20 protein-coding genes and 1 pseudogene are annotated in these 18,585 nt (G+C 60.0%); 13 read left to right on the top strand and 8 right to left on the bottom strand.

The window, feature by feature from the left end; translation table 11 throughout:
• Positions 1-408 precede the first annotated feature (408 nt).
• Both BLT44_RS04465 and BLT44_RS15160 read right to left on the bottom strand, forming a co-directional pair.
• Positions 409-1,041, bottom strand: coding sequence for a hypothetical protein (locus BLT44_RS04465; RefSeq protein ID WP_010155291.1), 633 nt, complete (start codon positions 1,039-1,041; stop codon positions 409-411).
• A gap of 8 nt (positions 1,042-1,049) precedes the next feature.
• The gene (locus tag BLT44_RS15160; protein ID WP_143025975.1) at positions 1,050-1,412 is read right to left on the bottom strand and encodes a hypothetical protein; all 363 of its coding nucleotides are present in this window, start codon (positions 1,410-1,412) and stop codon (positions 1,050-1,052) included.
• Between the two features lie 355 nt (positions 1,413-1,767).
• Here BLT44_RS15160 and BLT44_RS15770 point away from each other — a divergent pair, with 355 nt between their 5' ends.
• The 3 genes from BLT44_RS15770 (at position 1,768) to BLT44_RS15150 (ending at position 4,585) form a co-directional block, all read left to right on the top strand.
• Positions 1,768-3,264, top strand: coding sequence for a hypothetical protein (locus BLT44_RS15770; protein WP_218130073.1), 1,497 nt, complete (start codon positions 1,768-1,770; stop codon positions 3,262-3,264).
• 71 nt (positions 3,265-3,335) lie between these two features.
• Positions 3,336-4,070 carry an LPXTG cell wall anchor domain-containing protein gene (locus BLT44_RS15765; RefSeq protein ID WP_010155292.1) on the top strand — a complete coding sequence of 245 codons (735 nt, stop codon included), beginning with the start codon at positions 3,336-3,338 and terminating at the stop codon, positions 4,068-4,070.
• Between the two features lie 2 nt (positions 4,071-4,072).
• A complete protein-coding gene (locus BLT44_RS15150) occupies positions 4,073-4,585 on the top strand; it encodes a hypothetical protein (RefSeq protein WP_143025973.1) in 513 nt (170 codons plus the stop codon).
• Positions 4,586-4,673: 88 nt separating this feature from the next.
• On the opposite strand, the gene BLT44_RS04445 is transcribed toward BLT44_RS15150, so the two are convergent.
• From BLT44_RS04445 to nrdH, 5 genes are all read right to left on the bottom strand, one after another.
• The gene (locus BLT44_RS04445) at positions 4,674-4,862 is read right to left on the bottom strand and encodes a hypothetical protein (protein WP_010155294.1); all 189 of its coding nucleotides are present in this window, start codon (positions 4,860-4,862) and stop codon (positions 4,674-4,676) included.
• Positions 4,863-4,954: 92 nt separating this feature from the next.
• Positions 4,955-5,626: a hypothetical protein gene (locus tag BLT44_RS04440; RefSeq protein ID WP_029608087.1), complete on the bottom strand. Its 672-nt coding sequence runs from the start codon at positions 5,624-5,626 to the stop codon at positions 4,955-4,957.
• A 157-nt stretch (positions 5,627-5,783) separates the two neighbouring features.
• Positions 5,784-6,335, bottom strand: coding sequence for a thermonuclease family protein (locus tag BLT44_RS04435; RefSeq protein ID WP_010155297.1), 552 nt, complete (start codon positions 6,333-6,335; stop codon positions 5,784-5,786).
• A 15-nt stretch (positions 6,336-6,350) separates the two neighbouring features.
• Complete coding sequence (locus tag BLT44_RS04430) at positions 6,351-6,752, bottom strand: hypothetical protein (RefSeq protein ID WP_010155298.1); 402 nt, start codon at positions 6,750-6,752, stop codon at positions 6,351-6,353.
• Between the two features lie 60 nt (positions 6,753-6,812).
• On the bottom strand, positions 6,813-7,040 hold the full coding sequence (nrdH, locus tag BLT44_RS04425; protein ID WP_010155299.1) for a glutaredoxin-like protein NrdH: 228 nt from the start codon (positions 7,038-7,040) through the stop codon (positions 6,813-6,815).
• A 558-nt stretch (positions 7,041-7,598) separates the two neighbouring features.
• Here nrdH and BLT44_RS16150 point away from each other — a divergent pair.
• The 9 genes from BLT44_RS16150 to BLT44_RS04390 all read left to right on the top strand — a co-directional run bounded on the left by BLT44_RS16150 (position 7,599) and on the right by BLT44_RS04390 (position 15,570).
• The gene (locus tag BLT44_RS16150; RefSeq protein WP_363746167.1) at positions 7,599-8,111 is read left to right on the top strand and encodes a DUF6153 family protein; all 513 of its coding nucleotides are present in this window, start codon (positions 7,599-7,601) and stop codon (positions 8,109-8,111) included.
• A 273-nt stretch (positions 8,112-8,384) separates the two neighbouring features.
• Positions 8,385-9,224, top strand: coding sequence for a F510_1955 family glycosylhydrolase (locus BLT44_RS04420; protein WP_010155300.1), 840 nt, complete (start codon positions 8,385-8,387; stop codon positions 9,222-9,224).
• Positions 9,225-9,552: 328 nt separating this feature from the next.
• Positions 9,553-10,326 carry a M23 family metallopeptidase gene (locus BLT44_RS04415; RefSeq protein WP_081473296.1) on the top strand — a complete coding sequence of 258 codons (774 nt, stop codon included), beginning with the start codon at positions 9,553-9,555 and terminating at the stop codon, positions 10,324-10,326.
• Between the two features lie 226 nt (positions 10,327-10,552).
• Complete coding sequence (locus BLT44_RS04410; RefSeq protein WP_010155301.1) at positions 10,553-10,834, top strand: metal-sensitive transcriptional regulator; 282 nt, start codon at positions 10,553-10,555, stop codon at positions 10,832-10,834.
• Between the two features lie 30 nt (positions 10,835-10,864).
• The gene (locus tag BLT44_RS04405; protein WP_081473297.1) at positions 10,865-11,221 is read left to right on the top strand and encodes a heavy-metal-associated domain-containing protein; all 357 of its coding nucleotides are present in this window, start codon (positions 10,865-10,867) and stop codon (positions 11,219-11,221) included.
• A 54-nt stretch (positions 11,222-11,275) separates the two neighbouring features.
• Positions 11,276-13,438: a heavy metal translocating P-type ATPase gene (locus BLT44_RS04400; protein ID WP_414531128.1), complete on the top strand. Its 2,163-nt coding sequence runs from the start codon at positions 11,276-11,278 to the stop codon at positions 13,436-13,438.
• Positions 13,439-13,458: 20 nt separating this feature from the next.
• Positions 13,459-13,920 (top strand): DUF6153 family protein, encoded by a 462-nt coding sequence (locus tag BLT44_RS16145; protein ID WP_363746162.1) that lies wholly within the window; start codon positions 13,459-13,461, stop codon positions 13,918-13,920.
• Positions 13,921-14,005: 85 nt separating this feature from the next.
• Positions 14,006-14,605, top strand: a complete 600-nt coding sequence (locus BLT44_RS04395; RefSeq protein WP_029608090.1) for a DUF305 domain-containing protein — start codon at positions 14,006-14,008, stop codon at positions 14,603-14,605.
• A 269-nt stretch (positions 14,606-14,874) separates the two neighbouring features.
• Positions 14,875-15,570, top strand: a complete 696-nt coding sequence (locus BLT44_RS04390; protein ID WP_050803087.1) for a DsbA family protein — start codon at positions 14,875-14,877, stop codon at positions 15,568-15,570.
• A 158-nt stretch (positions 15,571-15,728) separates the two neighbouring features.
• Here the strand turns inward: BLT44_RS04390 and BLT44_RS04385 are convergent, their stop codons facing one another.
• Positions 15,729-17,468 carry a DUF262 domain-containing protein gene (locus tag BLT44_RS04385; RefSeq protein WP_074689962.1) on the bottom strand — a complete coding sequence of 580 codons (1,740 nt, stop codon included), beginning with the start codon at positions 17,466-17,468 and terminating at the stop codon, positions 15,729-15,731.
• A gap of 450 nt (positions 17,469-17,918) precedes the next feature.
• On the opposite strand from BLT44_RS04385, the pseudogene BLT44_RS04380 reads away from it, so the two are divergent.
• Positions 17,919-18,482, top strand: a pseudogene (locus tag BLT44_RS04380) (recombinase family protein); the annotation flags it as partial.
• Positions 18,483-18,585 lie beyond the last annotated feature (103 nt).

Genomic DNA, 18,585 nt, shown 5'->3' with positions numbered 1-18,585 from the left:
GGGCGTCATGCAGAACGCGCAGTGGACCGGGGAGAGATCGCTCGCTGCCCGGTAACCGCGCTTGCGGCACGTCGTGGAGCAATACATGTGGCGTGGATTGCGTCGATCCGGGAGGAAGACGTTGGAGCAGTGCGGGGCGGCGCACGAGTACAGCAGAATGCTGGTGAGGACGTCGACGCGTCGCGCGCGTGCTTTCTCGGCAAGGTTCTGGCAGGTGTTGCTGCAGTACCGCCGTTGCTTGGTGGGGGTCAGGAACGTGCGCTCGCATCCTGACCGCTCACACCGGGTCTCCCAACCGGTGCCTTCTGGTCGAGGAGCAGCCGGGTGGGCGAGCCCTCGTGACTGCCGGATGCGTTTCTCGAAATCGCGTTGGGCTTGCGTCTTTCTCATGGGGTCACCGCGGTTAGATCACACATACATCCACTCCGATCCCCATGCGACGTGGTGGCCGTCAGGCACGGGCTGGTGTGCTCGCTCTAGGAGCGCATCGACGTCTTGCACGGGGCCGGCGAGCCGGGTGCTGGGTGACGGAAGGTCGAAGTGCTGCATGAGGTCGCTGACGTCGGCTGAGTCGAATGCAGGGGCGACGATGTAGAACGACTCGATTGCGCCGACGACGATCTTGGGTTGCTGGGTCGGTTCGATCAGGAGCGACAGGAGCGGTGTCCATCCCCGCAACATGGCTTCGTTGTAGGCGCCCTCAACCTGCGACAGCACGGGTGCGTCGCTTTCGAGAGGCTCCGTGATTCTGAGGGAGAAGTCGGCACGCTTCGTGGCTTCGTAGAACCAGGGGTGCGCTGAGGTGAGTTGGGCGACCTGTGGGAACGGGAACGAGAAGTCGTTGTGCCAGGTGTGACGGATGATCGGGTTCATCCACTCGGGGACGCTTGGGTTGTCGCCGGACGGGTCTGCGAGCATCGCTGCCTGCCACGCCTCCCATTCCGCGGGCGACCACTTTCTCACGTAGTCGTCGTCGAGGCCGGCGACGTTCTTGAGCCAGGCGAGTGAGTGCTGCAGCTTCTTGAGTCGGGAACGGATCATGGGTTCTCCTATGCAGACGGATCGGTAGAGGGGCAGGGCAACCAGGCTTCTGAGTGGGAGAGCTCGATGCTTGCGCTGTCGAGCTGGCTCCGAGCGCGGTCGTGATCATGGCTGGCTAGCGCGAACGTGACTCCCTCGGAACCTGAATCCGCGGACGCAGCGTCGAGGCGGTTTAGGAGGGATCGAATTGCGTCGATACGTGCATCGGTGACGATGATGTCGCTTTCGGTGATCCCTCGCCAAGACCAGGCTTCAAGGGCGTCAGCCCGCGACGCGTACTGCGTGCTCGTGATGCGTCGGCCGGTGAGTTCGTCGTAGTCGTTGAACAGCACTCGATGGCACTCGACGGGGTGGGCTTCGATCTGAATCACGGTGGTTGGGAAGGGCAAGAGGGGCCTCCGGGATGGGTTCTGATGTGGACGTTCAAGGTGAAGATGTGCGGGGCTGCGCAGTTCGTGTCACGGAACGCGGGACGCGGTTTCCCTCGAATGCCAGTCGTGTATGGGTGAAAGTCCGGCGAAATGCAATGGAGCCGGACAGAGCAGCGCGAGGCGCTGCGGGCAGTGGCAGGCCGGAGGGCTGCACGTACAGATGGGGTTCGTGTGCGCAGTGAAACGAACGGTGGGGTGCGGGTGTGCTGATGGGTGAATAGCGGCGTGGCTGGCAGGAGCCGGGGCGGGGGTGTCGTCCTCCCCCTTGGTGCGCGCGTCGGCCTATCTACAGGGCATGAGCGATCACCCCACCCCAGCAGTGCCCGCGATCGTGCAGTGCACGTTCTGCCTCTGCCCCAACATCATCACCGCCGACGATCTCGAGGCGCTCTGCAAGAACTGCGGACTCGACCTCTCCCGCCTGGGCGTCTCAAGTGCCGCCCCGGCGCCGCCTGAAACTGATGGCACGGTCTTCTCGCAGGGGCCGGACGACACTCTCAACGGTGCTCAGGCGATCGCGACGCTCTTCGCTGATGAGACGTCACCCGACAAGGCTGCTTCCGTCGTCGATGCACCACCCATCGAGACGACAGCGACAGCGACAGCCGAGGCGGCCGCGAATCCAAAGCCGACCCCGATGTCGACGTCGACGCGGAGGTCGCCGATTCATCCGTGGGTCATCACTGGCGCGTTCGCGGTCCTCATCGTGGGCGCGATCATCACGACATGGGTGCTGCTCTCGACTCCCCCGAGCGTCGCGTCGGCCGACGCAGCGCCGAAGCAGGCGACACCGATCACCCTCGAAGGCTGGAACGCGACACCCGCCTGGACCTTCGACGCGACAGCAGAGGAGACCGCCGAGAGCGCTGACGGTGCGACACTGCTCGTCACGACCCGGGATGACGCTTCGATCGTGGACACGACGACCGGAGATCTGCTCGCGACGCAGGAGCTCGGCGGCGACACGTCGGCACGCGCCTACTGGGCAGGCGACACTGCCCTCGTCGTCGACGGCGACACCCTGCGCCTCTGGTCAGCAGGGCAAGGATCTGGCTCAGATGTATCGGGCGACACCGAAAGCGACCAGGCAGGGTGGGCGACGACGAAGCTCGGCGACGCGACAGTGTCGCTTCGCGGCGACGCGATCTTCGCTGTCGCAGAGGTCGGGGCAAAGTACGAACGCATTCACGCCGACGCGTCACGCGACGCCGTGACCGTTCCGACCGAGGGTGCTGTCCCTGTCGCGGCATCCGGCGACACGATCACCTGGGGCACCAACAAGGGTGTCGCCTACGTCACCGCCAGGGACGGGAGCGACAGTCGCGACACCGTCCTCGCCGCGCCCACAGACGCTGCGTCCGTGTCTCGCTGGATCAGCGGCGACACGAAGCATGTCTATGTCGTGTGGAGCGACGGCGACACTGACACGGTCGCCGTCCACTCGCTCGAGAGCGGTGATGCCGTTTCGACCCACCCCCTCTCTGCTGACCGAGAAGCGGCAGCGACATCGACCCGGGACGGGGCGCATGTCGCGTACGCCGGTGTGCTGATCGACGCGACGACAGGTGCCATCACCGAAACCAGCCACGACATCGACGGGACCGTGGGCGAGCGGTTCCTGACGACAGACCCGCTCACTCTCGTGAACCCGACCGGAGACGCGACGCCCCTCGAAGGCGACAGCGTGACCCTGGTGGCGATGTCGCCAGACGGAGATCTCGTCGTGAGTACCGGCGACGCGATCGCCTCCCTCGCTCCGGCATCCGCAGACGCAGGTGCGCGGACCCCGTGATCTGTCTCATGAAGCCGGCCCGAATGCGCGGACCTCCCACGAGGCCGGCCATCGACCACCACCCCACATTTATGGAGAAGAACCCCGTGAAAATCAGACCCTTCATCACTGCAGCAGTCGCTGCCGGCATCGTCCTCGCCCCGACCGCGGCGATGGCAGACGACACCATCGCAGACACCCCCATGACCACCGAGTTCCAGGAGACGGAAGTCTTCGCGAACGCGCAGGACTGCGAAGCGACACCGGCGCCCCCGGCCCCGGTCGCCCAGACCGTAGTGGCCGAAGATGCCGCCCCCGCCCCAGGGGATCTGTCTACCGAGAACACGGTGACGGCAGAGAACGTCAAGGTAGTCCCCGGTGACCTGCCTGAGGCGCCGGCCGATCCGGTCGACTGCGGAACCCCGACCATCCCGTCCCTCCCCGGTGATGGCCACATCGACCCGGTCGAACCTGTTGACCCGGTCAACCCCGTCGAGCCGGTCGATCCTGTCGCCCCGGTCGCCCCGGTGGATCCCGTCGTGCCGGTCGCCCCGGTGGATCCCGTGGTGCCGGTGGCGCCGGCAGATCCGATCGAACCGGTCGCACCGGTGGATCCGGGCGTGGTGCCCGGTGAGTCTGTCACTCCGGTGGGGTGGACCGAGACGCCGAATCAGAACATGCAGCAGATCTCGTACCCTGATGCGTTGGCGACGACGGGCGGGGAGCCGGCCAGCTGGCTCGGAGCCGCTGCAGCAGCGACGCTCGCTGCAGGAGCTGCCCTGTTCGCGTTCGGCCGCCGCAAGCGCGGTGCAGAGGCAGCGGTGTAGCGATGAGCACGGCGACTGCAACGACCAACATCATCGTCACGCACGCGTGCGGTCACGCTCATGCGCGGGATCTTTCCGACACTGCGGCATCGCTGCGTTCGGATAAGGCGAAGTGGTGGGCGACCCAAGAATGCAAGCCGTGTAATGCGGAGACGTTCGCCGCCCGGCAACGGGCAAAGCCCGTCTCCGCGGAAGTGAAGGCCGCGCGTGCGGCTCGCCTGCAAATGGCCCTCGATGATGCGCAGCGAATGAACCTGCCGCCGCTGCAGGGCTCTGAGAAGCAGATCCCGTACGGCACCGAGCTGCGCTACGACGCGATGCGGCTCTTGTACGAGGAGCTCGTGCAGTCGGAACGGATGACTGAGGACGAGTACGACGAGAAGGTCACGACGCTCGCGCGCAGGATCAATCGGGCGAAGTTCTGGATCGAGCACAAGGAATCGTCCATCGACGACTTCCTCCTGGACCTCGCGGACCCCGGCGATCAGAACATCGGCACGGAGAACCCGTACTAGAGGGAACTGGGCCACTCTCGTAACAGACAGAGCGCCCTGCCGCGGTGAATACCGTGGCAGGGCGCTCTGCTGTTTGGCAGGTGCGTTTCTAGTCGATGCGCTGCCAGCTCAGGAGCATCGCGTCTGCTGGAATCGGGCACGCGATCTTCGCGGCTTCCCAGGTGGATGCTTGGGCTCCCTCGATGAGTTCGCTCACATAGTCGTCAGACTTTCGGAGGTGCCGTTGGTCCTCAGCGATGGTGGAGGCGTTCGGGTAGATGAGAGCTGCAGCACGCATACGCTCAGGATAGATGCCTGCCTATAGATCAGAGCACCCTCGCGCGGTGTGAACCGCGCCAAGGTGCTCTGTGACGTTGACGAGCGCTGAACTCAGTACATCGGACCCGCCGATGGTGCCTGCCGCTGGTGCTGCGATGCCTGCGCGGTAGGGCCATGAAGGGCATCGTGTGTGGACTGCTCACGAGCGCGGTGGTTCACCCAGTCGGCCGTGAACTCGATGAGCGCTTCGACTTCGTCCGTTTCGTATGTGCGCGTCCCCCGCAGCTTCCACTCGGCACCGGTATGAGCGCGGGTGTACCGGTCGACCTCCCACGAATTCGGTATGCGGTCCGGGTCTGAAGAATCGGTGCCGATGTACTGCTCAGTGAAGGCGAGGCGGTGATCGTCGGCGGTGTTCTCGATCACATAGTGTCCGATGCCGAAGCTGTCCGGGTCTCCTTCGTACAGCGAGACGGCGTTCTCGTGCCGCGCGGTGATGACGCGGAGCGATTGATCAAGATGCGTCATCGCGGCCTCCCGGGTTTGTCGTTGACTGCTGGTCTCGAAACCGAGTTCGACGTCCTGGTGCTCGTCGACGCGGAGGATGTAGCCGGCATCGGTTTTCTGCACCCATCCGGTGAAGACCGTCTCACCGAATTCGTCGGTGAAATCAACCTTGCCGAAGTCATCCGAGGCGGCGCCGGCGCCGGTCGACCAGGGCTTGGGTTCGAGCCGGTAACCGGAGTCATAAGCGTTCACGTTTTCTGGCATCTGCGTCTCCATCGCTGGTGGTACTCCCCCGGTGATGATCCGCTGCACGGGATCTCGGGGCTCACCACCTAGACGCAGCACTCAGCGCACTTGCCCATCACGATCCGCCTCGAGCTATTCAGCACAGCTCGCAACGTTCACATGCCAGTCGAGCAGCCACTCAGCCTGCTCAGTTCGTGGGCGTGCAGGCTCCCCAGAGTCCCGCTCCAGCTTTGCGGGCGCTGTTCTCTGCATTGCGAAACTCGGCCTGGCCGACGTAAGGCTTGGAGTACGTGTACTCGTGTCCCGCGCCCTGCACGAGGAGCTGCTCGGCCACGTTGCCGGCGTCGGTGTGCAGGTGGCGCAGGAGACGCCCGTACCGGTCGACGTCTCCCTGGGACGGGTCGCTGATGAGGTCGACGTCCTGGCCGTCGAGCAGCGCGACGAGTGCGGTACGCGCTTCCTGCGCCCAGCGTTCGTCTACGGTGCCGCCCCGGCCGATTTCTGGGGTATCGATGCCGATGATGCGGACGCGGTTCACGGTGCCCTCGGCGTCGACGGTCTTGATCGTGTCTCCGTCGATCACGGCAACCACCTGCTGCGTCGATGAGTTCGTCGCAGTGCCGGGGTTCCTCCCCGGGGCGTCGACGTCGATGTTCTGTGCGGCGATGAAGGCAGCGATCGTTACGGCCACGAGCGTGACGGCGAGCTTCGTGATGCGGGTGACAGTGCGCTTGTTCACGGCGCTTCCTGTGATCTAGTTGCGGTAGCCGGCGCGGTATCCAATCGGGACGAACGCGATCCCAGTGTCTGGGAAGAGGTCGAGGTCGCCGAGTTCGTTGACGTACTCGTACGCTTCCTCATCTGTTGCGAAAACTCCGAGAATCCGGCCCTCGAATTCGTCGCTCGCCTGCGCGATCCACACACCTGGCTTGTCTGCCCGATGGTCAATGTCGCTGTTCGTGGTTCCACTGCTCGGCCGCCCCACGCGATATCCAATCGGGAAAAACACCGGCTCAGAAGGCGAGAAGGTGCCGGCAAGTTCTTCGACGAACTTCTGCCCGTCGTTCTCCGATTCGAAAACGCCCAAAAGGCGGCCGTCCCACTCCTCGGTCGGCTGCAGGATCCACACCCCTGACTTCGATGTCTGCTCTTCCATATCGCTGTCCTTTGTTCTTCAGGTGAGCTACCCCACTGCGGGGCACATGTCATGATTCAATCAGCCAACGAGGCCGGCGATTTTGTCGGGTCGAAACCCACTCCAGTTGTCGTCGTCGGTAACCACGACGGGGGCTTGCATGTACCCCAGTTCCTTGACGGTCTGGAGCGCGGCTTCGTCGGTCGAGAAATCCACGACGTCGTAGACGATCCCTTTGCTGTCGAGAGCGCGATAGGTCGCGGTGCACTGCACGCAGCTGGGCTTCGTGTACACAGTGATGGTGTTCATGGTGTGCCTCCTGTGACCTAGATGCGGTACCCCGCGCTGTTCGTGATTTCCTCCCTCACGTTTTTTGCCGTGAAGGCACGTATGTGCCTGCGGAGGCGCGCAGCGTGGAGCCCGACCGGAGGGGCACCCCTGCGTGGCGCAGACACGCGAGGGTGTACCGTCAAGCAACGCCGCGAAGCGGGGGTGCGACCGGTTGGGCGGAACGCGAAGTGGCCGTATGCTGCCGAAGGCTTCACTGCAAAAAACGGGGCGTAGCCCGAGAAGAAAAGAGCCGGCCTCCGTGCCGGCTCCTCCAGGCGCATGACGTGCGCACGATTCAATGAAGGGTGAATGTGAAGAGGTTGCTTAGCGTGCTGATCGCGATCGGCATGGTCGTCGCGGCTGCCTACGTGGCCCTCGTCATCCACATGGACACTACGTGCCACCTCCCTGACAAATTCTGCGTCAAGGAAGTTTCCTGGCTCAATTAAGCCATCGGCCTGGCAAGAACCAGTAGCTCTCGGCTTCTTGACTTTAGAGATACCCAGATAAAAGTGCTAGCGTGCACGGCAGTCCGAGATGAAATTGAGTACCGTGAACCCCATTCCGCAGCAACGCACAGGCCACCGGCCTCATGCGTATCTCTGGTTCGCGGCGGCTGGTCTCATCGTTTTGGTGATTGCCGGCCTCCTAGGGATGCACACACTGAGTGTCAGCTCCACGGAAAACGGCAGAGGCACGGATGCTCAACCTTCGGCCGTGACTTTCTCTGACGGCGTGGGGAATCATGGTGTTGACGTTCTAACTCCTGCTGCGGGCATCGGAGACCCAAGCTTGGTGAGTGGTACGGCGCACACCGATTCATCACCTTGTGGTGTGGAATGCGATCCAGTCGGACATTCCGATGAACACGGGATGCTGGCAATGGCGTGTGTTCTAGCTCTGATGATCGGGTTGCTCATACTCAGGCGGCCTCTCTTCAGACGCCTAACGAACCTTCACAGGGCAATATTTCTGCCCTTTTCTTACCTTTTTGTGGCGCGCTATGTCAGGCCGCCCTCCCTTATCTCGCTGTCAATCAGTCGAACCTGAATCGACCCCGGCGACCGCACGTGCGCTCTGAGTGACCTGTCTCGGTACGGCCAGTATTGGCCAATTCTTCCCGAGTTGAAATTGGGCATACCCATCGTTCCGTGTTGACTCTGAAACAAGAACGAGTCGAGCGCACCGGTCCAAATTTGCTTTGGACACTGCACGTGTATCCGAGCGCTTATTCATGCCCAGACGCGGAACTGAGCTTCTTGCAGCTCTGGGCTCAGACAGATTTAGGGCGTTTTACGCCTCAGTAGAAATTCGGAGAACATAGTGAAGAGATCTTTCGCTGCCTTCATCCTCACCATTGGAGCTTTCACTGTCGTGGGGTGTGCATCTCCAGGCAACCCCCCTGCTGATACGTCTCCGCCACGTATCGAGCATGTGCACTCCATCACGGGCGACCCCAGAAGCGAGGGCGTTCTCCTCGGCACACACAACGGCATCTTCACCGTCACCCTCGGTGGCAAAGTAAATGGTCCTGTGGGAGGCAACGACTTTGACGCGATGGGATTCACCCTTCTAGGGGACGCTTTCATAGCGTCGGGTCATCCCGGCCTAGAGACCCCAGAACAACTCGGTTCCCCAAACCTGGGCATCATTCGAAGCGATGATCAGGGCGAGAATTGGGAACCAGTGTCAATGAATGGTGTCGAAGATTTTCACGTGCTTACAGCTAGCACAGACGGCACTCTCTACGGCGTTGGCTCGTCGGAGCAAGTCCTGCTCAGAAGTTCGGATGCTGGCCTCACCTGGGAGAAAGGGGCCCGGATCGAAGCCGTTGACGTCACGAAGGCAAACGAATCGGTGTACGCATTGACCAAGGATGGGCTTCAACAGAGCGCGGACGATGGAGACACCTTTGTCCCGGTCGCTGAGGCTCCGCTCTTCTACGCAATTGAGGTGAAAAGCAATGGAGCGCTCGTCGGGGTCGATGTTGAAGGAACTCTCTGGCAAAACGACGCGCAAGGGGACTGGGTTCAGATTGCGCAGGCCGAGGGGACCGTACAAGCCCTCGGTATCGCACTCAATGACGCTCCGGTCTGGGTTGATGATCGTGGCGTGGTCGAACTCGCGACTGATGAAGTCAGAGTCATTGCCGGAAACGGCTAACGAGCGGAGTTACGCGCATGAACCCCAATCAGAACCCCTTCAAAAATTCCACTGCGTTTATCATCGCAATCCTTGTGCTGACGGCAGCTATTGCAGTCATAGGATATGCAGCGATCGGAGCACTGTTCTCGTGAATTTCTCATTTCCCACTGAGACCCAGCAGACACCCAAGAGCGCGGCATCCGCCTCAAGTAGTCGGACGGGTAGCGGCCGTGGCACTGTGCGACCACAGCAGCTGACTCCTCACGGCCGTCTGATCACGTCACCTCCCCGAGCGTCTGGCAGGCAGCGCGGTCGCACCAGACCAGGACCCTCAGGAGAGTCCTACATGACACCGCTCCCTGCCTGGAATATCAGCACCAAAGACACCTCATTCACCGGTCTTTCGACCGATGCCGATGAAACCTCTCATTCGGGGTTACCGACGAAACGCTCCTGGAAACGTATCGTCTCTGCGGCCTCATCATTTGTTTGTGTGGGAGCACTGCTCACTGCCACCCTCTTCCCATTGAACAGCTCAGCCGCCGAGCCCCTCACCACCCAGGCATCGATACAACCACAGAAATTGTTCAGTGAAGAAGACGCTGGACCCGTAGCGGATGCCTTGCAAGCAGTCTCCATCAAGACCATCCCCCTGCCGCCGAACGTAACCGCCGAGAAAGGGCTGGTCGACGCGAGTTCGCTCTCTGACTCATCCGTGCGATACCCCTTCGATGAGCAGTGGCCAAATACCGATAGTTTCGGCTATCGCACCGAGCCCGTCGCGCAATTCCACGACGCCCAGGACATTGGAGCGCCAGGAGGCACATCAATTCGGGCGATCGCGAGTGGTGTCGTCTTGGAGGCTGGGTTTGCAACTGACGGTTGCGGATTCGGCCTCAAGCTGCAGCACAACATCAATGGGCAAGACCTCACGAGCCGGTACTGCCACATGGAAGCCAACTCGCACTCCTATCAGGTCGGCGACACGGTCAAGATAGGTGATGAAGCCGGTCGAGTCGGAAACACCGGCATGTCCTTCGGACCTCATTTGCACCTTGCCCTGCGATTGAACGGCGAACCCATCGATCCGCTCCCGTACATCCAAGCGAACGAAAAGTGAGATAAAGGCCCTCTTGCAACGACGCTCTGGTTCAAGCCCCGAGAGGACCACATTGGATCCAGGGCGACCGTAGTCTCGTAGCCGTTTGCGAGGCATGGACGTGACCTCCGGGCGAGCACGAGCATTCCGGTGGCTAAGCAAAGCGGGAGGCTCACAAGCGGTCGGCGGCATGGGCGTCCAGCATCGCCTATTGAATTTTATACCCCCTGGGGGTATAGTGCATCATGTGAACGGCTACGAACAGAACAAGGATGACTTGCAGAAGCGATTGCGTCGCGTCGAAGGCCAGGTACGCGGAATCGCGCGGATGGTTGACGACGACAAATACTGCATCGACATTCTGACGCAAGTCTCAGCCGCGACGAAAGCGCTTGAAACCGTCGCCCTATCGCTCCTCGGCGACCACCTCAGCCACTGCGTTGCTGAGGCAAGCGCAGAAGGCGGCCAAGTAGCTGCCGACAAGATCCGTGAAGCTCAGGACGCAATCGCACGATTGGTCCGTTCCTAACCCAACCCGCTCGACTCGGAGGAGAACATTATGATTGACAGTTTCGATGCCCCGCAGGTGGCCATCATTTCGGGCTCCGCTTGTTGTGCGACGCCGGTCACCTCCGATACCACTCGTGCAACGACGGCCGAAGTGACCAACAAGATTCTCGTATCCGGCATGACTTGTTCCCACTGCGTTGCAAGCGTGACCGAAGAACTCACGGGTATCAGCAATGTCGAGAGCGTTTCTGTCGAGCTCAACGCCGGCGGTATTTCGCGGGTCACTCTCCAAGCCACGGCCCCGGTCGACGCTGCCGCGATTCAAGGGGCTATCGAGAACATTGGATATTCCGTTGAAAACCCGCTTGATCTAGCAGTCGGGTATTCCGACAATGAGAACGCCTGAAGCGTTCGACGCGTGATTTGTCACCGAAAAGGTGCATGTTCGAAGGAGACTTCAATGAGTCAGCTCGACCCTGAACAAAGCGAACCAGCAGACCACGGCGCTCTTCCAAGTGACGCTTCCACGTCAGGGAATACCCCTGGCCACATGACGCACGAGCATGTTAGCCACCGGGATCAGGCTCCTGCAGCCGGTCACTCCGAGCACGGACATTCGGATCACGGAGGCCACGCGGGTCACGGAGATCACGTCGCAGGGTTTCGGAAACTGTTCTGGCTCATGCTCATCCTCGCGGTGCCCGTCGTGGGATTTTCCACGATGTTCTCAATGCTTCTGGGCTATTCGCTGCCGGAGACTCAGTGGGTGAGCTGGGTATCCCCTCTCCTTGGTACCGTCATGTATGTATGGGGCGGCGCCCCATTCCTCACGGGCGCTGTCAGCGAGCTTCGCGCCCGCAAACCGGGGATGATGCTCCTCATCGCTCTGGCAATCACTGTCGCTTTCCTCGCTTCCTGGGGTGCAAGCCTCGGAATACTGCACCACGAGCTGGACTTCTGGTGGGAGCTGGCGCTACTGATCGTCATCATGCTTCTAGGCCACTGGATTGAGATGCGATCTCTCGCTCAGACCACTTCTGCGCTCGATTCGCTGGCCGCGCTTCTTCCTGACGAAGCGGAGAAGGTCGAAGGGCAGAGCACCATCACCATCGCTCCCGAGGATCTCGAAGTTGGCGATGTCGTCGTGGTCCGCCCGGGAGGGCGTGTACCTGCCGATGGGCGAGTCATTCAAGGTTCCGCCAGCATGAACGAGTCGATGATCACTGGCGAATCTCACCCAGTTCGTCGCAGCGTCGGGGACCAGGTCGTTGCCGGCACCGTTGCAACCGATTCAGGCATTCGTGTTGAAATTACGGCGGTAGGACAAGACACCGCGCTTGCCGGTATCCAGAAACTTGTTTCTGAAGCGCAAAACTCGTCGTCTCGGGCGCAGCGACTAGCCGACCGCGCCTCTGCATGGTTGTTCTGGTTCGCTCTCATCGCAGCAGCAATTACCGCACTCGTGTGGACCGTGGTTGGTTTACCTGATGCTGCGGTGATTCGCACGATCACTGTCTTGGTGATCGCATGCCCTCACGCCCTTGGCCTCGCGATTCCTTTGGTGGTCTCCATTGCCACTGAGCGAGCTGCACGAGGAGGCGTCCTCGTGAAAGACAGGCTCGCCCTGGAAAGCATGCGGACGATCGATACGGTGCTGTTTGATAAGACGGGAACCCTTACCGAGGGCGCGCCTGCTGTAACGGCTGTCCACCCGACGGGGCAGCTCGACTCAGATGCACTGCTGGTCCTCGCGGCGGCAGCAGAAAACGATTCTGAGCACCCTCTCGCTCGCGCAATCGTGAACGCAGCGAAGGTAAAAGAGCTCGCAATCCCGAACGCCACTGACTTTGAGTCTTCGCCGGCTGTCGGCGTCCGAGCTCGAGTCGATGGTCGCATCGTGCAGGTCGGCGGCCCCTACCTGTTGCAGCAGGAACATGTAGAGGAACTTCCCATTGCTGAACTGTGGCGAAAAGAAGGGGCGATCATCCTGCATGTTCTCATCGAGGGAGAAGTGGCCGGCGCTCTGCGGCTTGCCGATCAAATTCGGCCCGAGTCTCTTGCCGCCGTCACCGCTCTGAGAGATCGCGGCGTTGACGTCGTGATGATCACTGGCGACGCCGAAGCCGTCGCCGCGACTGTATCAACGGATATCGGTATTGATCGTTACTTCGCAGGCGTACGGCCCGAAGACAAAGCCTCCAAAGTGAAAGAACTGCAAAACGAAGGACGCAAAGTTGCCATGGTCGGAGATGGCGTAAATGATGCACCAGCTCTCGCCCAAGCCGACGTCGGAATCGCTATCGGTGCTGGCACCGATGTAGCGATTGCATCAGCCGGAGTGATTCTCGCAAGCGATGACCCCCGGTCAGTGGTGTCAGTCATCGAGTTGTCGCGTGCAAGCTATCGCAAAATGAAACAAAACCTGTGGTGGGCGGCCGGATACAACCTCATTTCTGTTCCACTCGCTGCTGGCATCCTCGCCCCTATCGGGTTCGTGCTTCCGATGTCGATAGGCGCCATCCTCATGTCACTTTCCACGATTGTTGTGGCCCTGAACGCCCAACTACTGCGCCGTCTGGACCTCCGCCCAGAAGCAGTTGCCAGAAAGCAACTCGCGAGCTAGCAGTACGTACGCTGGAATGGATGGAGGTGCACATGACTGTGGTCGTCACGATGGGACCTGTACGTGATTCGCGTTCGCGAGTTCGTGCACTCTTCAAAATGGTCGCCATCACGGTCGGAGTGATCGCGGGACTTCTCGCGATGCACTCTTTTAATTCGCACCTCGTGCCTGCTCGGCACAGTGCCACTGTGGAAACGCAGAACATTGTCGGGTTCGCCCACCCTGGTGCCGATGAAGCGGCGTCGGACAGTGACCCTGCAGGTACTCCTTCACACGGATGTATGAATTGCACTGGCAGCGTTACTTGGATGGAATGTGCTCTCGCGCTCCTCCTCACTGTCGCACTCTTCATTGGAAGCCGTTTGAGCTGGCGCACCAGTGTGTCCCGAGAAGGAAATAGCGCGCGCGTCTCGCGATGGAAAGCCCACATCCGACCCCTTCCGCCGCCTTCGTTGGAGGCGCTCGGAATCAGTCGAACTTGAATAGCGATGAGCCGGCATTAGCGCTGGCATTTCCCTCTTCTGCTCACTCGTATTGAGCATCCTCAGCGAATTGGAGAATCCATTCATGAAAACTCGTACCGCGGCGACCGCCGCGATCACACTTACTGCCATGCTCGCCCTCGCTGGCTGTGCCGGAAACACCGACACAAGTAGTGACATGACCGAGATGGACCACGGGAGCACCAGTAGCTCAGAAACCGCAACCACGGAAGCAAACGAAGCAGACACCATGTTTGCCAGCATGATGATCGAACACCACAGCCAGGCGATCGAAATGTCCGACACCATACTCAGCAAAGATGGTATTGATGAGCGGGTCGTCTCGCTCGCAGGCGAGATAAAAGATGCCCAGGCACCAGAAATCCAACAGCTGGAAAGCTGGCTTGAAGATTGGGGTGCCGACACCTCGGAAATGGGAAGCATGGATCATGGTGCCGGCATGATGTCCGAGACGGACATGCAGGCCCTCGACGAGGCGACGGGCGCGGAAGCCTCACGACTATTCCTTGAGCAGATGATCGAGCATCACCGTGGCGCGATCGATATGGCTCAGGATGAAGTTGACAATGGATCCAACCCGGATGCCGTTGCGTTAGGGCAGAAAATCATCGACGACCAAACAGGTGAGATTCAGAAGATGGAAGAGATTCTCGCGTCTCTATAGACGATAGGGTGGGGCGGCCATTTCTAGTCGCCCCACTCTCCCCCGCGGCGACCGTACAAGAGCTACGGTCCTTCCGGCCTATAGGGTCAGCTGATCCTGCGACCGTGGCCGGACTGCAAGTAGATTGCTTGTTGCAGCCGCGAGGTTAGTTAGCTGAAGCCGTGTCTCCGAAAAGAATTCGGTTCCCTCTGGCGCTGCATTGCGATTGGGACACCCTCTGGCCTCCCACGCCTCGTCCCATTCCCCCGCTTGTGTTCATCGGAGAAATCTTGGAGAAATCGATTCGCCCATCTTTTTGGGGACCGCTCAGTACGTCGACCAAAGCTGCGATCATCTCCGTGCCAGCAGTGTTGCTTGTTGCAGCCATCGCAATTTTTTGGACCATACTCAGTCGCCCCGAACCCGTTGCGTTGCCGACCGGCGACAAAGCGGCTCGAACGCTCGCCGAAGACTCCCACTATTTGGACTCAGCGGGACCGGATGCGCCCACCGTCGTCGAGTTCCTGGATTTCGAGGGCGAGGCCTGCGGTGCTCTCTACCCATACATTGAGCAAATGCGTGAGAAGTACGACGGCCGAATTAACTACGTCGTCCGGTACTTCCCCCTCAATGGTCACTTCAACTCCATGAACGCCGCCATCGCGGTTGAAGCTGCAGCCGAGCAAGGCAAGTACGAGGATATGTTCCATCTCATGTTCAAAACACAGAAGCAATGGGGGGAAGGCCGTGAGTCCGAGGCCGAACGATTCCGAGGGTACGCCGAGCAGATCGGCCTCGATATGGAACGGTTTGATAATGCGGTTGCGGCCCCTGATACGAAGGCTCGAGTCCAAAAAGACTTCGACGCAGGTGAAGCCCTCGGTGTGACAGGCACCCCGACCTTCTTCCTCGACGGGGAAACGATCGAGCTCACAGGCCCAGAGGACCTACCCAACGCGCTCGATGCTGCGCTCTCGGCGGAGTAGCGCCACGCCAAACTTGCCCGTAAGCCGATCCCTCAGCGGGCGCTCTCCCCGCTCCCTCGGAAATCGTGGGGTTTAGTGCTTTTGGCCGGGGTTCTGGAATTGCTGCGTTTCGCATTGTAAGTGTCTTGAAACAACGAGGTCACGAGACGCAGATCGGCCTAACGAGGCAATTTGGGCCACGTCGCCACCGCGAGTACAGCTAGCTTTTGCTGCCGTGTCTCTATGACGGAGGACGTCCAATCGGATTCGGCCCCAGCTTGACTGGTGAGGTGGAGCACCGACGACGTCAAGACGGATTTCTTCACTGGCCAACCCTTATTCCCGATCCGGTCATTCACACCCTTCTTCAGCAGGACATGATTTCCAACCCGATCAACAAAACTCCGACGGTCCTCGAGTGAGAAGGACGGCCAATCGGCGTCTTTAGCGTTCTTAGGGAGCACATGCTCGAGGTTTACAAGATCTACGTCGTCATTCACGATGAGTTCGGGTTCCGTGTCACCTCTTTCAGTGAGTTCAAGCGAGCGAAGCAGGTACCTAGACAATTTAGGCGTCGTCCGCCAGGCCGCGAATCCGGCCTGAAATACAGCATCGGAGGGAACGAGCGCTCCCACCTTTGTCTTCGTCAAAATGTCTTCTGTTGTTGTGACCCGGCCTCGCCGGATTTCGACTGCTGCGTCGCAAAACGCTGCCTCAGCTACACCACCGCTCAAATTGCCGGAGGACAGCATTCGTATGGACCACGAAACGAGTGTCGGCACAAAGCGTTCGATCTCTTTCGCATCAAAAGTCGTGAGCGCGGCTAAAACCAAAGGCCGGTATCGCTCGACCTTTAGGTCCGCCAGGATATCGGCTGCACTGCCAACGGATCCGGCAAACTCGGACCAATAGTCGCTATCTGATCGGATGATCGCGTAGTAAAGTCGCGAAGCGTCCTTCAGTTCTTGGGTGAACTTTACTGCCGAATCCGGATCGGTAACGACCCCCTTCAATTTTCCGTAAACCTCTCGTTCTCGCACTAGGCCGAACTTAGAGCTGAGCAAGTGTCGAGCAAATGTCGTGAACAGCCGGTTTCCGACCTTGTCGATTCCGAGATTGCTCAATGTGGCGAGCCAACCGGCCTGAACCTCATCCAATCTGGCTCCCGACTGACTGAAGAGAAAATTCTTCAGCAGGTCGGCGATTGTCAGATCGGCTCCCCGATCATTCAGAGTTTCGAAAATCATGAACGCATCGGCTTCAGTGGCGACCACAATTGCCACGACTTGGACGCTCTCGTCCAACCAAGTTTCGAGTTCGCCGAGTTTCAATGCCCAGTCCGGTCCGTAGCTGTCTGCAAAAGCATTTACTTTGCGCTGCAGAAAGTCGTACGCCTCGCTCAGGAGACGCTGGCTGAAGTTCGATGGTTCGACGCCGTTTTCGCCTTGAATAATGTGTCGCTGGTAGTAATCACGATCTTCGGAGTTGAGGATGAGCTTTGGAAGATCCGCTCGAGCGCGTTTGTCATACTTACCGAGAAACTCCTGTTGCGTGGAGTTCCCGTCGTTCGTTTCTCCCCCCGAGTGGTAACGGTTGCGGATAGCAGCCAAGAGCAAAGATGCCGTAGCGAGGCGCTGCTGACCATCAATAACGCTCTTGCGACCGAGACCATCTTGGTCGTTCCCCGCCAGTACGACCGTGCCCAAGAAGTAGCTGACTTGGTTAATGAAGCTACTGTGCAGATCGTCCCAGAACTCGACCACCTGCTGCTTGTCGATACTTGTGTCGCGTTCAGTCGCAGACTTCGAAACAGTCATCCATGAGTAAGACCGTTGGTATGCCGGTACGGACAGCGTGCGGGTACGCAGCAAGGCGGCAATCCCAGATGCCTCATATTGGAGAAACTCATTCTGCGACATTCGGGCTCCTAATCTTCGTGCGCCACGACAGCCGTAGTGCCTCGTTTCGACAATAGTGCCCAGGCAATAACGAGTTCGAGAGTCTAACCGCGCCAATAAGCCGTGCGAGTTAGCCACGAAGGTTCCTCTCGAAACTTTGAGATTCGAGGTGTTTCGCTATCCCTCCAACGACAGATGTCGGCAGGCGGGAGTTTTGGTATAGAAGCGATTCTTATAACTATGCGTCACAACCCTGTCTTCGAATTTCGATCTTCACCGACTGTCGTAACGCACCTGGAGATTTAGTCGTCATCGAATAACTTAACCACTGATGTACCGCCCGTAAGCCGGTCGCTCACCGGGCGCTCATTCCGCAGAAACCTCGCTGCGGAAACATAGGGGATCTAGGTGCTCGTATACCCCGCCCGATTAAATGCCCGCTAACGGGGCCATAAATGCGACACTAAGTACATGAGCGGGTTAAAAATTGGGTACGCACGTGTTTCGACTAGCGGGCAAGACCTCACCGCGCAGCGTGAAGGACTCATCGCTCTCGGCGTCGACGCGGAGAACATTCACGTCGACCATGGCCTGGCCGGCACGAATCGCAGTCGCCCCGGACTGCGCGAAGCGCTGGTCGCGGTGCGTGCCGGCGATACGCTCGTCGTCACCAAGCTCGACCGACTTGCACGGTCGCTACCCGATGCTCGAGATATCGCCGACGAACTCACTCGCAAGGGTGTCTCACTCAGCCTTGGTGGATCAATCTATGACCCCGCCGACCCGGTAGGCCGGCTCCTGTTCAATGTGCTCGGGATGGTCGCGGAATTCGAGGCAGATCTTATTCGAGCCCGCACTCGTGAAGGAATGGCGATCGCGAAAGCTGCCGGGAAGCTCCGCGGGAAGCAGCCCAAGCTCACGGCTACAAAGCGCCGCCATCTGCTCGCCACTCACGCGGCTGGCACCCATACGCAGACGGAGCTCGCCGAACTGTTCGATATCTCTCGCGCCACGGTGTACCGCGAGCTCCAACGGGCCTTACCCCCCCCCAGCCGGCGATCTAGCGTCGCGAAGAAGGTACCTCTTATCCTGCGGTGCGCCGTGACAACCTATGCTGCTCCTCACGAACGGTCGCTTC

The sequence above is a fragment of the Leucobacter chromiiresistens genome (assembly GCF_900102345.1).
Taxonomy (GTDB): Bacteria; Actinomycetota; Actinomycetes; order Actinomycetales; family Microbacteriaceae; genus Leucobacter; species Leucobacter chromiiresistens.
The sequence above is the reverse complement of the archived record's forward strand: the minus strand, read 5'-3'. Positions and strand labels throughout refer to the sequence as shown.